The sequence below is a fragment of the Blastococcus sp. PRF04-17 genome, from assembly GCF_023016265.1.
Taxonomy (GTDB): domain Bacteria; phylum Actinomycetota; class Actinomycetes; order Mycobacteriales; family Geodermatophilaceae; genus Blastococcus_B.
Map to the genome: position 1 here is coordinate 1,322,491 of NZ_CP095412.1, position 12,622 is coordinate 1,335,112.

At 72.3% G+C, this 12,622-nt stretch carries 13 protein-coding genes; 6 read left to right on the forward strand and 7 right to left on the reverse strand.

All coding sequences use genetic code 11. The features are described 5' to 3' along the window. Positions 1 to 2 precede the first annotated feature (2 nt). The gene (locus tag MVA48_RS06665; protein ID WP_246987086.1) at positions 3 to 932 is read right to left on the reverse strand and encodes an LLM class F420-dependent oxidoreductase; all 930 of its coding nucleotides are present in this window, start codon (positions 930 to 932) and stop codon (positions 3 to 5) included. A 116-nt stretch (positions 933 to 1,048) separates the two neighbouring features. Here MVA48_RS06665 and MVA48_RS06670 point away from each other — a divergent pair, with 116 nt between their 5' ends. The 3 genes from MVA48_RS06670 to MVA48_RS06680 all read left to right on the forward strand — a co-directional run bounded on the left by MVA48_RS06670 (position 1,049) and on the right by MVA48_RS06680 (position 4,062). Beyond that, on the forward strand, positions 1,049 to 2,155 hold the full coding sequence (locus tag MVA48_RS06670; RefSeq protein ID WP_246987088.1) for a hypothetical protein: 1,107 nt from the start codon (positions 1,049 to 1,051) through the stop codon (positions 2,153 to 2,155). A gap of 71 nt (positions 2,156 to 2,226) precedes the next feature. Continuing rightward, a complete protein-coding gene (lipA, locus tag MVA48_RS06675; protein WP_246987090.1) occupies positions 2,227 to 3,201 on the forward strand; it encodes a lipoyl synthase in 975 nt (324 codons plus the stop codon). A 48-nt stretch (positions 3,202 to 3,249) separates the two neighbouring features. Continuing rightward, positions 3,250 to 4,062: a DUF4191 domain-containing protein gene (locus MVA48_RS06680; RefSeq protein WP_246987092.1), complete on the forward strand. Its 813-nt coding sequence runs from the start codon at positions 3,250 to 3,252 to the stop codon at positions 4,060 to 4,062. Between the two features lie 61 nt (positions 4,063 to 4,123). On the opposite strand, the gene MVA48_RS06685 is transcribed toward MVA48_RS06680, so the two are convergent. Both MVA48_RS06685 and MVA48_RS06690 read right to left on the reverse strand, forming a co-directional pair. Then, positions 4,124 to 4,657, reverse strand: a complete 534-nt coding sequence (locus MVA48_RS06685; protein WP_246987094.1) for a GNAT family N-acetyltransferase — start codon at positions 4,655 to 4,657, stop codon at positions 4,124 to 4,126. After that, a complete protein-coding gene (locus MVA48_RS06690) occupies positions 4,654 to 5,076 on the reverse strand; it encodes an RDD family protein (RefSeq protein ID WP_246987096.1) in 423 nt (140 codons plus the stop codon). Before MVA48_RS06690 ends, MVA48_RS06685 begins: the two co-directional genes overlap by 4 nt. Positions 5,077 to 5,242: 166 nt before the next feature. Here MVA48_RS06690 and glnA point away from each other — a divergent pair, with 166 nt between their 5' ends. Both glnA and helR read left to right on the forward strand, forming a co-directional pair. Continuing rightward, complete coding sequence (gene glnA / locus MVA48_RS06695; RefSeq protein WP_246987098.1) at positions 5,243 to 6,676, forward strand: type I glutamate--ammonia ligase; 1,434 nt, start codon at positions 5,243 to 5,245, stop codon at positions 6,674 to 6,676. A gap of 122 nt (positions 6,677 to 6,798) precedes the next feature. After that, positions 6,799 to 8,970 (forward strand): RNA polymerase recycling motor ATPase HelR, encoded by a 2,172-nt coding sequence (gene helR / locus MVA48_RS06700; protein WP_246987100.1) that lies wholly within the window; start codon positions 6,799 to 6,801, stop codon positions 8,968 to 8,970. A gap of 74 nt (positions 8,971 to 9,044) precedes the next feature. Here helR and MVA48_RS06705 read toward each other — a convergent pair whose 3' ends face one another. Further along, a complete protein-coding gene (locus tag MVA48_RS06705; RefSeq protein WP_246987102.1) occupies positions 9,045 to 9,773 on the reverse strand; it encodes a glutamine amidotransferase in 729 nt (242 codons plus the stop codon). 28 nt (positions 9,774 to 9,801) lie between these two features. Next, the gene (locus MVA48_RS06710) at positions 9,802 to 10,239 is read right to left on the reverse strand and encodes a YybH family protein (protein WP_246987104.1); all 438 of its coding nucleotides are present in this window, start codon (positions 10,237 to 10,239) and stop codon (positions 9,802 to 9,804) included. Between the two features lie 160 nt (positions 10,240 to 10,399). On the opposite strand from MVA48_RS06710, the gene MVA48_RS06715 reads away from it, so the two are divergent. Continuing rightward, positions 10,400 to 10,783, forward strand: coding sequence for a VOC family protein (locus MVA48_RS06715; RefSeq protein ID WP_246987114.1), 384 nt, complete (start codon positions 10,400 to 10,402; stop codon positions 10,781 to 10,783). A gap of 11 nt (positions 10,784 to 10,794) precedes the next feature. Here the strand turns inward: MVA48_RS06715 and MVA48_RS06720 are convergent, their stop codons facing one another. Together MVA48_RS06720 and MVA48_RS06725 are read right to left on the reverse strand one after the other, a co-directional pair. Then, on the reverse strand, positions 10,795 to 11,919 hold the full coding sequence (locus tag MVA48_RS06720) for a 5-methyltetrahydropteroyltriglutamate--homocysteine S-methyltransferase (RefSeq protein ID WP_246987116.1): 1,125 nt from the start codon (positions 11,917 to 11,919) through the stop codon (positions 10,795 to 10,797). Between the two features lie 47 nt (positions 11,920 to 11,966). Then, positions 11,967 to 12,548 (reverse strand): hypothetical protein, encoded by a 582-nt coding sequence (locus MVA48_RS06725; protein WP_246987118.1) that lies wholly within the window; start codon positions 12,546 to 12,548, stop codon positions 11,967 to 11,969. Between the last annotated feature and the right edge of the window lie 74 nt (positions 12,549 to 12,622).

Sequence of the window (12,622 nt, forward strand, 5' to 3'; positions counted from 1 at the left end):
GCTCAACCCAGCTGCGGCACCACCTCGGCGGCCACGAGGTCGAGGTGGTCGAGGTCGGAGAGGTCCAGCACCTGGAGGTAGACCCGCTCGGCACCGGCCTCGGCGTACCGGCCGAGAACGTCGACGGCCTCGGCAGGGGTGCCCGCGACGCCGTGGGCCCGCAGCTCGTCGACCTCGCGGCCGATCGCGGCGGCACGGCGGGCGAGCTCGGCCTCGTCCTTGCCGACGCACAGGACCAGCGCCGAGCTGCAGACGATCGACGAGGGATCGCGCCCGGCCTGCTCGCACGCCTCGCGGACGCCGGTGAACAGCCGTGCGTTCGCCTCGACCGACTCGAACGGCACGTTGAACTCGGCGGCGTAACGGGCCGCGAGCCGGGGCGTGCGGCGCCGCCCCTTGCCGCCGACGATCAGCGGGATGCCGCCGTCCTGCACGGGCTTGGGCAGTGCCGGCGAACCGGCGACCTGGTAGTACCGCCCGTCGAAGTCGAACGTCTCCCCCTCCGGAGTGCTCCAGAGGCCGCTGACGATCGCCACCTGCTCCTCGTAGCGGTCGAAGCGCTCCCCGAGTTCGGGGAACGGGATCCCGTAGGCGGTGTGCTCGGCCTCGAACCAGCCGGCACCGATGCCGAGCTCCACGCGGCCGCCGCTCATCTGGTCGACCTGGGCGACGGAGATCGCCAAGGGACCGGGGAGCCGGAAGGTGGCCGCCGTCATGAGCGTGCCGAGCCGGATCCGGCTGGTCTCGCGGGCCAGGCCGCCGAGGGTCACCCACGCGTCGGTGGGGCCCGGCAGCCCGTCGCCGCCCATCGTCAGGTAGTGGTCGGACCGGAAGAACGCCTCGAATCCGGTCTCCTCGGTGCGCCGGGCGACGGCCAGGAGGTCGTCGTACGTGGCGCCCATCTGGGGCTCGGTGAAGATCCGCAACTGCACACCTCGACGCTAGCCACCGGTCCGGGTGGCCGCCGTCCGGGAGGCGGGCTCGGGGTGTGCTCACCGCCGGGACCGGGCAGGATGGCCGCGGAGACGATCAATCGGAGGTGCAGCTCGTGTTCCGCAAGCAGACGCGTGGTCAGGTCATCGGCGCCGAGCTCCAGGAGGGTCTGGCCCACATCGGGGTGGCGGCGACCGAGGCCGGGCGACTCGCGGCCGAGCAACTGGGCCCGAAGGTCGCAGCCGCCCGCGAGGCGGCCGGGCCGGCACTCGACGCCGCGCAGAAGGCAGCCGCGGCCAAGGTCGCCCCCAAGGTCGCGGCCGCCGTGGCGGTGGCCGCGCCCGCCGTGGCCTCGGCCCGCGACGCGGTCGCGCCCCGGGTGGACGCCGCCCGGGAGGCGATCGGCCCCCGCCTGGAGGCCGCCCGGGAGGCCGCGGCGCCCCGGGTCGCCGCCGCGCAGGCGGCAGCGGCGAAGGCGGCCGCCGACCTCGGCCCGCGGGTCGAGGCGGCGCAGAAGGCCCTGCGGGAGGACGTGGTCCCGCGGCTCGAGGCGGCGGAGAAGGCGGCCATCGCCTACGCAGCCCCCCGGGTCGTGGCCGCCCGCGAGGCGGTGACGCCAGCCCTCGAGAGCGCCCGCGAGACGCTCGCCGCCGGCGTCGACAGCGCCCGCAGCGAGCTCGACGCCCGCCGCGCCGAGCTGGCCGCCGCGGCCGAGAAGTCGACCCGCAAGGCGCGCAAGAAGGCCAAGAGGGCGCGCAAGGCGGCCGCCAAGAAGCACAAGCAGTTCGAGAAGGCCGCACTGGCGACGGCGAAGACCGTCAAGCGCAGGGCCGGCGTGGAGAAGTCGCCGAAGCGGTGGCCGTGGGTGTTCCTGGCCCTGGCGGTGGGTACGGCCGCCTTCGTCCTCCTGCGCCGCAAGAAGGACGACGCCTGGACCCCCGCCCCCGCCGGCGACGGTCCGGTGCCCAGCTACCGAGAGGACCCCGTGCCCAGCTCCCCGAGCTCGTCCAGCAACTCCGGCAAGACCGTGTCCACCGCCGACACCACCGGCGACTCGGCGCCGGCCGAGTCGGACATGGGCGTCCGCGACGCCCAGCTCGTCGACGGCGACGGGCCCGACGACACGACCGTCAACGGCAGCGACGCACCCCAGCCCTTCACCTCGGGCGAGGGCGGCTCCGACGCCGGTCCGACCGCCGGCCCCGACGACCGCCAGGTCTGACTCGCCCGTCCGGACGACGGCCCCGCTGCGCGGCAGCGGGGCCGTCTGCGTCTGCGGGTACCGTGGAGATCATGAGTGAGACGGTGCTCCCGACCCCATCGCAGGGCGACGGGATCGGACCGTCCGGGCGCAAACTGCTCCGCCTCGAGGTGCGCAACAGCCAGGTGCCGATCGAGCGCAAGCCGGAGTGGATCAAGACCCGGCTCAAGACGGGGCCGGAGTACACCGAGCTGAAGTCGCTGGTCCGCCGCGAGGGCCTGCACACGGTGTGCGAGGAGGCCGGCTGCCCCAACATCTACGAGTGCTGGGAGGACCGCGAGGCGACCTTCCTGATCGGCGGTGACCAGTGCACGCGGCGCTGCGACTTCTGCCAGATCGACACCGGCAAGCCGGCCGAGTTCGACGCCGACGAGCCGCGCCGTGTCGCCGAGAGCGTCGCCACGATGGGCCTGCGGTACGCCACGGTCACCGGCGTCGCCCGCGACGACCTGCCCGACGGCGGCGCCTGGCTCTACGCCGAGACCGTGCGCCAGATCCACGCCCAGCTGCCGGGCTGCGGGGTCGAGCTGCTGATCCCCGACTTCAACGCCGACCCCGACCAGCTGGCCGAGGTCTTCTCCTCGCGGCCCGAGGTGCTGGCGCACAACGTCGAGACGGTGCCGCGGATCTTCAAGCGCATCCGCCCCGGGTTCCGGTTCGAGCGGTCGCTCTCCGTGCTCACCGCCGCCCGCGAGGCCGGGCTGGTCACCAAGTCCAACCTGATCCTGGGCATGGGCGAGGAGCCGCACGAGGTCGTCGAGACCATGCAGGCCCTCCACGACGCCGGCTGCGACCTGCTCACCATCACCCAGTACCTGCGTCCCTCGCCGCGACACCACCCCGTCGTGCGCTGGGTGAAGCCTGAGGAGTTCGTGGAGTTCCAGGCCGAGGCCGAGCGCATCGGCTTCCCCGGCGTGCTCGCCGGACCGCTGGTGCGCAGTTCGTACCGCGCCGGCCGTCTCTACCAGCAGGCCATCGAGGCCCGCGGCATGGCCCGCCCCGCCTGACGCCGGCGTTTCGTCGGAGACCGACCGGCACGCCCTTAAGCTGGGGGCATGGCACGCAGCAAGTCGGCAGACTCGACCGGTCCCAGCGGCAAGGCAGGACGCGGTCCCGACGCGGGTGGGCGCGGCCGCGGCTCCGGTAAGGCGCCCAAGCTGGACAAGAACGGGCAGCCGAAGGTGGGCCGGCTGAAGAAGCTCGGCCGCAACCTGCGCATGATGAAGCAGGCCTACAAGCTGACGTCGAAGAACGACAGGAAGCTGCCGTGGCTGATGCTGATCGCCTTCGTGGTGGTCGGGGGCGTCGTCGAGCTGCTCGGCATCCTGTTCAACTCGCCGTTCCTGTTCCTGCCCCTGGCCATCATCACCGGTGTCCTCGCGGCGATGATCGTGTTCGGCCGCCGCGCCCAGGGGTCGGCCTACCGCCAGGTCGAGGGCCAGCCCGGTGCCGCCGCGTGGGTGCTCGAGGGCATGCGCGGCGACTGGACGGTCTCCTCCGGCGTCGCGGGCACGCAGCAGCTCGACGCCGTCCACCGGGTGGTGGGCCGGCCCGGCATCATCCTGGTGGCCGAGGGCAACGCGGTACGGGTCCGCGGCCTGCTGGCGCAGGAGAAGAAGAAGATCGCCCGCGTGGTCGGCGACACCCCGATCTACGACATCGTCGTCGGGGACGACGAGGGGCAGGTGCCGCTGCGCAAGCTCAGCTCGCACGTCACGAAGCTGCCCCGCAACATGACGGCCGGCGAGGTCAACGCCCTGCGCCGGCGGATGAGCGCGCTCGGTGGCGCCCGCATGCCGGTGCCCGGCGGTCCGCTGCCCGGTGGGCGCCAGATGTCGATCAGCCAGCGCCAGGTCCGCCGCCGCTGATCCGGCCTGCCCGCAGGGCCCGCCGCCGGCGTACGAGCGGTGGGGGGCGGGGAGGTCCTTCTCAGAGCCGGGTGAAGGGCTCCGCGTAGCGGAAGGTGCCCTGGACCGGGCCCTCGTGGAGCCGGCGGGCCTGGAAGTGGTCGCCCCATACCTGCTCGGGCGGCGAGACGCCGAGCTCGGTGGAGCGCACGAAACCGAACCGTCGGTAGTAGGCCGGCGACCCGAGCAGCGCGACCAGGCGCTCGTCGGCCGCCTCGGCCACCGCGAGCAGCGCGTGCACCAGGACGGTGCCGAGGCCGCGGCGCTGCCGGTCGGGGCGGATGCCGAGCGGCCCGAGCCCGAGCACCGGGGTGCCGAACGGCTCCAGCCAGCCGCGGGTCGCGATCACGTGACCGACCACGTCGCCGCCGTCCTCGGCCACCAGGGACAGGTACGGGAGGAAGCCGGCGTCCTCGCGGAGCTCGTCGACCAGTCGCGCCTCCGGGATGTCGCCCGCCGTGCGACCCACCCCGGTCACCGGGTCGACGGCGAAGGCGGCGAGGTGGAGGGAACGGACGGCGCCGTGGTCACGCGGCTGCTCGCGCCTGACGATCATCGCTCGCGGACCACCGCGGTGTCGGTGAGCCGGTCGTGCAGGCCGCGGCCGTCGGCGTCCACGATCAGCGCGGGCAGGAGCAGGCACAGCAGACCGGTGCGGACCACGGCCCGCCACAGCGCCAGTCTCTCCCCTTGCCGCGGATGCGCCAGCCGCAGACCCATCAGGTGCATGCCCGGGGTCTGCCCGACGGCGACGAGCGTGACGACGGTGACGGCGACGAAGGCGACCAGCGCCCAGTTGCCGGGCAGCTCGGGCGCGGTGAACAGCCCGGCGACCAGGGCCGAGGCCAGGGCGTCGATCATGAAGGCCACCACGCGGGTGCCGAAGTTCGCCAGCGACCCCGGCCCGTCGGGCGGCAGCCCCAGGGAGGCGCCGCGCACGCGCTCCTGAGAGGGTGGCTCCACGTCCCCGACCATGTCCGCCAGCGTAGTGAGAGGCCCCCGTGCCCCTCGCTGGCTCGCGGCTGGTCCCTGCACGGGGCCGACCGGCGCGTTGTTACCGCCCCGAAACACTCGGGACATTCCAGGGCAATTCCGCGCTCGTAGCTTTCGGGTCGGCCATCCGCCCACTACCGGAGGATCGATGTTCAACAGCCCCGACGAGGTCGCCGCCTTCATCCGCGACAACGACGTCGAGTACGTCGACGTGCGCTTCTGCGACCTGCCCGGCGTCATGCAGCACTTCACCATCCCGGCGTCGACGTTCGGCGAGGACACGTTCTCCGAGGGCCTCGGCTTCGACGGCTCCTCGATCCGCGGGTTCCAGGCGATCAACGAGTCGGACATGCTCCTGCTGCCCGATGCCAACAGCGCCTTCGTGGATCCGTTCCGCCGGCACAAGACGCTCAACGTCAACTTCTTCATCCACGACCCGATCACGCGCGAGGCCTACAGCCGCGACCCGCGCAACGTGGCGAAGAAGGCCGAGGCGTACCTGGCCAGCAGCGGCATCGCCGACACCGCGTACTTCGGCCCCGAGGCCGAGTTCTACATCTTCGACTCGATCCGGCACTCGACCGGCATCAACGAGGGCTACTACCACATCGACTCGGTCGAGGGCTCGTGGAACTCCGGCGCCCTGACCGGCGAGAACGGCGGCCCGAACCTCGGCTACAAGACGCGCGCCAAGGGTGGCTACTTCCCCGTCGAGCCCTACGACCACTACAGCGACCTGCGCGCCACGATGATGACCAACCTGACCAACGCCGGCCTCGAGCTCGAGCGCGGTCACCACGAGGTCGGCACCGGCGGCCAGGCCGAGATCAACTACAAGTTCGACACCCTGCTGCGGTCGGCCGACAGCCTGATGCTGTTCAAGTACATCGTCAAGAACACCGCCTGGGCCTACGGCAAGACGGCGACCTTCATGCCCAAGCCGCTCTACGGCGACAACGGCTCGGGCATGCACTGCCACCAGAGCCTCTGGAAGGACGGCGAGCCGCTCTTCCACGCCGAGACCGGGTACGCGGGCCTGTCCGACACCGCCCGCCACTACATCGGCGGTCTGCTCGCGCACGCGCCGTCCCTGCTGGCGTTCACCAACCCGACCGTCAACAGCTACCACCGCCTGGTGCCGGGCTACGAGGCGCCGATCAACCTCGTCTACTCGGCCCGCAACCGCTCGGCCTGCTGCCGCATCCCGATCTCCGGCGACAGCCCGAAGGCCAAGCGCATCGAGTTCCGCGTGCCCGACCCGTCGGCCAACCCGTACCTCGCCTTCTCGGCGATGCTCATGGCCGGCCTCGACGGCATCAAGAACAAGATCGAGCCGCCGGCGCCGGTCGACAAGGACCTCTACGAGCTGCCGCCCGAGGAGGCCCTGGGCATCGAGAAGGTGCCGGCCTCGCTCGACGCCGTCCTCGACCGGCTCGAGGTCGACCACGAGTACCTGGTGGACGGCGGGGTGTTCACGCCCGACCTGATCGAGACGTGGATCGAGTACAAGCGGGAGAACGAGATCGACCCGATCCGTCTGCGCCCGCACCCGCACGAGTTCGCGATGTACTACGACATCTGAGCCTTGACGGACAGGGGCCGCACCGGGCGATGCCGGTGCGGCCCCTTCGTCGTCCCACATGAACGTATAGCCGACCCCGGGGCTTGCGGCAAGACCCCGGTGGTGCCGGAGACTCGCCGACCGTGGCAGCGACCTGCACCTCTGCGTTCGACCTTCCCGACCACCTCTCCGCCAAGTCCGACTTCGCGCTCATCGCCTCGGACGAGCGTCACTTCGCCGACATCACCGAGAGCCTCGCCGCGACCGTCGCGGACCTGACCGAGCGCCTCGGCGCCGAGCGCAAGGCGCCCGGTGGCAGCGGCGAGGAGGCCCTGAACCGGGATCTGGAGGTCCACCGGCTGACCGCGCGCCTGCGCGCCCTGCGCCGGTTCGGCCTCGACCTGTGCCTCGGCCGCATGGACCCCGCGGACGGCTCCGAGCCGGTGTACGTCGGCCGGCTGGGCCTCACCGACGGCACCGGCCGCCGCCTGCTGCTGGACTGGCGCTCCCCCGCGGCCGAGCCGTTCTTCGGGGCGACGCACGCCGACCCCATGGGGCTGGCCTTCCGCCGCCGCTACCGCTGGACCCGCGGCCGGATCACCGACTACTGGGACGAGGTCTTCACGTCCGACGGGTTCGACGGGCACGCGGCAGCGCTCGACGACCAGTCGGCGTTCATCGCCAGCCTCGGCGCCGACCGCTCCGACCGGATGCGCGACGTCCTCGGCACCATCGCGGCCGACCAGGACGCGATCATCCGGGCCGGCTCCCGCGGTCCGCTCGTGGTCGACGGCGGCCCGGGCACCGGCAAGACCGTGGTCGCCCTGCACCGCACCGCCTACCTGCTCTACGCGGACCCGCACCTGGGTCACCGGCGCGGGCGGGTGCTGTTCGTCGGTCCGCACGAGCACTACCTGGCCTACGTCTCCGACGTCCTGCCCAGCCTCGGTGAGGACGGCGTGCAGACGTGCACCCTGCGGGACCTCGTTCCGCAGGGTGCCTCGGCGGTGGTCGAGGCCGACCCGCACGTGGCGCGACTGAAGGGCTCGGCCGCACTCGTCGACGCGATCGAGGCGGCCGTCGCCTTCTACGAGGAACCTCCGACCAGGGGGACGACGATCCCGACCCCGTGGGCGGAGGTGCGGCTGAGCGCGGAGGACTGGGCCGAGGCCTTCGAGGCGCCCGATCCGGGGACGCCGCACAACGAGGCCCGCGAGCAGGTGTGGGCGCAGCTGCTCACGATCCTGGTGGACCAGCACGACGACGTCGTGGACGAGGACGACGGCGGGGTCACCGCCGCGCAGGTGCGCTCGTCGCTGCAGCGCAACCGGGAACTGGTCGAGGCCTTCGACCGCGCCTGGCCGGTGCTCGAGGCGACCGACCTGGTCGCGGATCTCTGGTCGGTGCCGGCCTACCTGCGCCGGTGCGCGCCGTGGCTCGGCCCCGACGAGATCCGATCCCTGCAGCGGGAGGACGCGCACGCGTGGACGACGTCCGACCTGCCGCTCCTGGACGCCGCGCGCCAGCGGCTCGGCGACCCGGCGGCGTTCGGCCGGAGGCGCCGGCAGGAGGCCGTCGCCGCCGCCGAGAGGGAGCGCATGGCGGGGGTCATCGACGAGCTGATCGCGGCCGACGACTCCGAGCTGCTGCTGATGACCAGCCTGCGCCACGGGGATCTCCGCGACGCCCTGGTCGACGAGACCGCGCTGCCGACCGCCGATCCGGACGTGCTCGCCGGACCCTTCGCGCACATCGTCGTGGACGAGGCGCAGGAGCTCACCGACGCGGAGTGGCAGATGCTGCTGCTCCGCTGCCCCTCGCGGAGCTTCACCGTCGTCGGGGACCGCGCGCAGGCGCGGCACGGCTTCAGCGGGACGTGGGAGGCGCGGCTAGGGCGGGTCGGTTTCGACGAGGTGCGCATCGCCTCGCTCCGCATCAACTACCGGACGCCGGAGGAGGTCATGGTCGAGGCGGAGCCGGTGATCCGCGCCGTGCTCCCCGACGCCAACGTGCCGACCTCCATCCGCCGCAGCGGCGTGCCTGTCCGGCACGGCTCGACCTCGGAACGCGACCAGGTGCTCGGCGCATGGCAGGCGGCACACCCGGAGGGCATCGCCTGCGTGATCGGTGACGCCACGTTCCCGGGCACCGCTCGCGTCCGGTCGCTGACCCCGGTGCTGTCCAAGGGACTGGAGTTCGACCTGGTCGTGCTGGTCGACCCCGAGATGTTCGGCACCGGCGTCGAGGGAGCCGTCGACCGCTACGTCGCGATGACGCGGGCGACCCAGCAGCTCGTCGTCCTCACGAGCGCGTGAGTGTGCGCTGGTCCACCTCGTTCAGCGCGGATGAGGTGGACCAGCGCACACTCAGGGCGAGTGGGCCGAGCACGTCAGCCGTAGCGGGCGACGAAGTTGGCGAGCAGCCGCCCCGGCTCGGTGACCACCGCGGGGCTGACCCGGTCGATGTACTCGCCCAGCTCGGAGGGGTCGAAGTAGCCGGCGTGCTGGTAGACGTGCAGGCGGGTGACCAGGCCGGGGACGTCGAGCTCCGGGTGGAACTGCGTGGCGTACAGGTTCTGCCTGACCCGGAACATCTGCACCGGGCACGCGGCGGAGGTGGCCAGCAGCACGGCGCCGGGCGGCAGCACGCGGCAGGCCTCCTTGTGGCCGACGAACGCGTCGAACTCGCCGCTCATGCCGGCCAGCAGCGGATCGCGCAGGCCCTCGTCGGTCAGCTGGATGCGCACCGCGGAGATGGGCTCGGCGTACTTCCGGTCGACGACGCCGCCCTGGTGGACGCCGAGCGTGCCGACGCCGTAGCAGGCGCCCAGGAACGGGAAGTCCCGCGCGACCAGCTCGTCGAGCAGCGCGGCCAGCTCCCGCTCCACCCGGTGCTGCACCGCCGACTTCTCGTGCGGCGGGTCGCTGGAGTTGAAGGGCCCGCCGCCCACGAGGACGCCCGCGTAGCGGTCGAGGTCGATCGCGGGCAGCGGGCCGGCCTCCATGCGGACCCGGTGCAGCCGCGCGGGGTCCAGTCCGGAGAACCGCAGGAAGGCGGCGTACTCGTCTTCAGCGGCGACGTCCTCACCGCGCGACGAGAGCAGGAGGAAGGGCCGCACGCGCGGATCCTAGGCGCCGCCGCGGCGCCTACCGCCTGGCCACGTTCCTGATCACTCCGAGGTTCGCGTCCTCCAGCTGGGCCACCACGTTCGCGGAATCGGCCGCGTGGAGGCTCGCGTACGGGTCGTCGATCGCATAGCGCCATCCGCCGTCGGCCTCGCGCCGGGCCACCTCGGCGGTCGTCGCGGACTGCGTCTCGTCGCCCACGACGAGGGTCCACTCGCTGCTGAGCACCGCGAGGTCGCCGGACTCGACCACGTACCGGGTGCGCATCGTCATCCGCCCCGGCACACCGAACATGGCCTCGAGCGAGCTGCGGATCGCTTCGGCACCGTGCAGCTCCGTGCCGTCCTGCAGCAGCATCGTGGTGTCCGGCGCGTACAGCTGCATCGCGCGGTCCAGGTCGTGGTCGTTGAAGGCGCTCTCGAACGTCCGGTGCATGTCCCTCAGTTCCACCCCGGCCATGCGCCCCACCTCCGTCGTCTGCCGGTGCCCGTGGGTGCGCCGAGGCTAGCCCTCCGCCGTCATCTCGGGAGGGGTCCAAAGACCCCTTGGTCGCACCGCCGCGGAGGACTAGCTTCGGGCAGCGTCCTCACGGGGGAACTCCATCCGTCAGGAGCAGGTCATGCTGAACAGCAGCAGGGTCGAGGCCAACATCCCGGCGGGCGACCTGGCCCGCGCCCGCGACTTCTACGCCGAGAAGCTGGGCCTCACACCGCTCCAGGAACTCCCTGGAGAGACGCTGGCCTACCGGACCGACGGCGGCACGGCGTTCAACATCTACCGCACCGACTACGCCGGTCAGGCCGGGCACACGATCGCCCAGTGGCACGTCGACGACATCGAGTCCGAGGTTCGCGACCTCAAGGCGAAGGGCGTCCGGTTCGAGGTCTACGACATGCCCGGTGTCAGCTGGGACGGCGAGATCGCGTCCATGTCCGGCATGGGCCGGGCCGCCTGGTTCACCGACAGCGAGGGCAACATCATGTGCATCGACCAGCGGGCCTAGCGGCAGCGCCCTCAGCCCCAGACCTCCCCGGCCGTCTCGACGATCAACGCCAGCTTGGCGATCTGCTCGTCCCGCGTCAGTGAGTTGCCCTCGACGGTCGAGGAGAACCCGCACTGCCCCGACAGCGCCAGCTGCTCGAGCGGCACGAACTTCGACGCCTCCTCGATGCGGCGCTTGAGGTCGTCCTTGCGCTCGAGCTCCGGCCGCTTCGTCGTCACCAGGCCCAGGACGACGCGCTTGCCGGGCGGGACGAAGCGCAACGGCTCGAACCCGCCGGACCGGGCGTCGTCGTACTCGAGGAAGAAGCCGTCGACCTCCAGCCCGCCGAACAGCGCCTCGGCCACGAAGTCGTAGCCGCCCTCGGCCACCCATGACGAGCGGAAGTTGCCGCGGCACATGTGGGTGGTGACGGTGAGCGACTCGGGCCGGCCGGCGAGGGCGGCGTTGATCTGCCGGATGTAGCGCTCGTGCAGGTGCTCCGCGTCCCGCCCCTGGGCCGCGATCTCGGCCCGCTGCTGCGGGTCGTTGAGGTAGGCCAGGCTCGTGTCGTCGAACTGGAGGTAGGTGCACCCCTGTGCCGCGATGCCCTGCACCTGCTGCGCGTAGGCCGCGGACAGGTCGGCCCAGAACGCGTCTTCGTCTGGATAGACCGCGGGATCGATCGCCGCCGCGCCGCCGCGGTAGTGGACCATCGACGGCGACGGGATGGTCAGCTTCGCCGTCTGGCCCTCGCTCACCACCGACTGCAGATAGGCGAAGTCCTGACCGAAGATGGGCTCGTCGATCGACAGCGGGCCGTCGACGTGCAGGCCGGCCGGCGTGTAGTCGAGGCTGCCGTCGGCGTTCTTGAAGTGGACGACGATGTTCTGGTCGGTCACCTTCGTGATGCCGTCGATCGCGTAGATGAAGTCCATGTGCCACGAGGCGCGGCGGAACTCGCCGTCGGTCGCCGTCCGCAGACCGACGTCCTCCTGCATGCGGACGACGTCGGCGATCGCCTCGTCCTCGATGCCACGCAGCTCGGCGTCGTCGATCTCCCCCGCGGCGTGCCGGGCGCGGGCGTCGAGCAGGCTCTTCGGGCGGAGCAGGCTGCCGACGTGGTCGGCGCGGAACGGCGGGCCGGAGGCATCGGTCATGTCGGCAGCATGGTGGAAGTGGCCGCCGGCCGCAGCCGCGGACGACGTCAGAGGCGACCGGCGCCGTCGAGGACCAGCGATCTCATCATGGCGTCGAGCACGGCGACGTTGCGCGCGTAGTCGGTGCCCGGCAGCCCGACGGTGTCGGCGACGAGGGCCGACCGGTCACCTCCGGGCCCCAGGTCGACGAGGTAGGTCGTGACGGGCGTGCCCTCCGGCCAGAGGCCGGGACCGGCCACCTGCTCCACCCGCACGGCCGGACGCCCCCCGACCTCGACCGTCGTGCGCGCGGTCTCGTCCGGCAGGGCCGTTGCGAGGTCGGCACCGGACTGCACCCGGAGCGTGATGTCGGCGGTGCGGACGTCGGACGCCTGCGGCACGGTGAATGGCTGCGCGGCGAACCAGCTGCAGGCCGGCAGCACCTCGCCCGGATTGGTCGACCAGCCCGACGGGTGCGCGACGCTGAACCCCGCCTCGTGCGTGCAGCGGGTGGTGCCCTCCTCGGCGGGGAGGCTCTGCGGGTACTCCGGCTCGTCGGGCGTCGGCGGAACCGGACCCGAGGCGGTGGCCCCTCCCCCCCACCCCGCCAGCAGCAGCGCGGCACACGCCGCCGCGAGGACCTGGGGCATCGGACGGACCTGCTTTCCGGATCGGCTCGGTCGGTGACCATCACCCGCTATCCGCGCCGACCCGGTCCGGAACC

Coding starts and splice junctions, on each gene's coding strand:
- lipA (WP_246987090.1), top strand. CDS start 2,227: ATGAGTGAGACGGTGCTCCCGACCCCATCGCAGGGCGACGGGATCGGA.
- MVA48_RS06680 (WP_246987092.1), top strand. CDS start 3,250: ATGGCACGCAGCAAGTCGGCAGACTCGACCGGTCCCAGCGGCAAGGCA.
- MVA48_RS06685 (WP_246987094.1), bottom strand. CDS start 4,657: ATGATCGTCAGGCGCGAGCAGCCGCGTGACCACGGCGCCGTCCGTTCC.
- MVA48_RS06690 (WP_246987096.1), bottom strand. CDS start 5,076: ATGGTCGGGGACGTGGAGCCACCCTCTCAGGAGCGCGTGCGCGGCGCC.
- glnA (WP_246987098.1), top strand. CDS start 5,243: ATGTTCAACAGCCCCGACGAGGTCGCCGCCTTCATCCGCGACAACGAC.
- MVA48_RS06710 (WP_246987104.1), bottom strand. CDS start 10,239: ATGGCCGGGGTGGAACTGAGGGACATGCACCGGACGTTCGAGAGCGCC.
- MVA48_RS06715 (WP_246987114.1), top strand. CDS start 10,400: ATGCTGAACAGCAGCAGGGTCGAGGCCAACATCCCGGCGGGCGACCTG.
- MVA48_RS06720 (WP_246987116.1), bottom strand. CDS start 11,919: ATGACCGATGCCTCCGGCCCGCCGTTCCGCGCCGACCACGTCGGCAGC.
- MVA48_RS06725 (WP_246987118.1), bottom strand. CDS start 12,548: ATGCCCCAGGTCCTCGCGGCGGCGTGTGCCGCGCTGCTGCTGGCGGGG.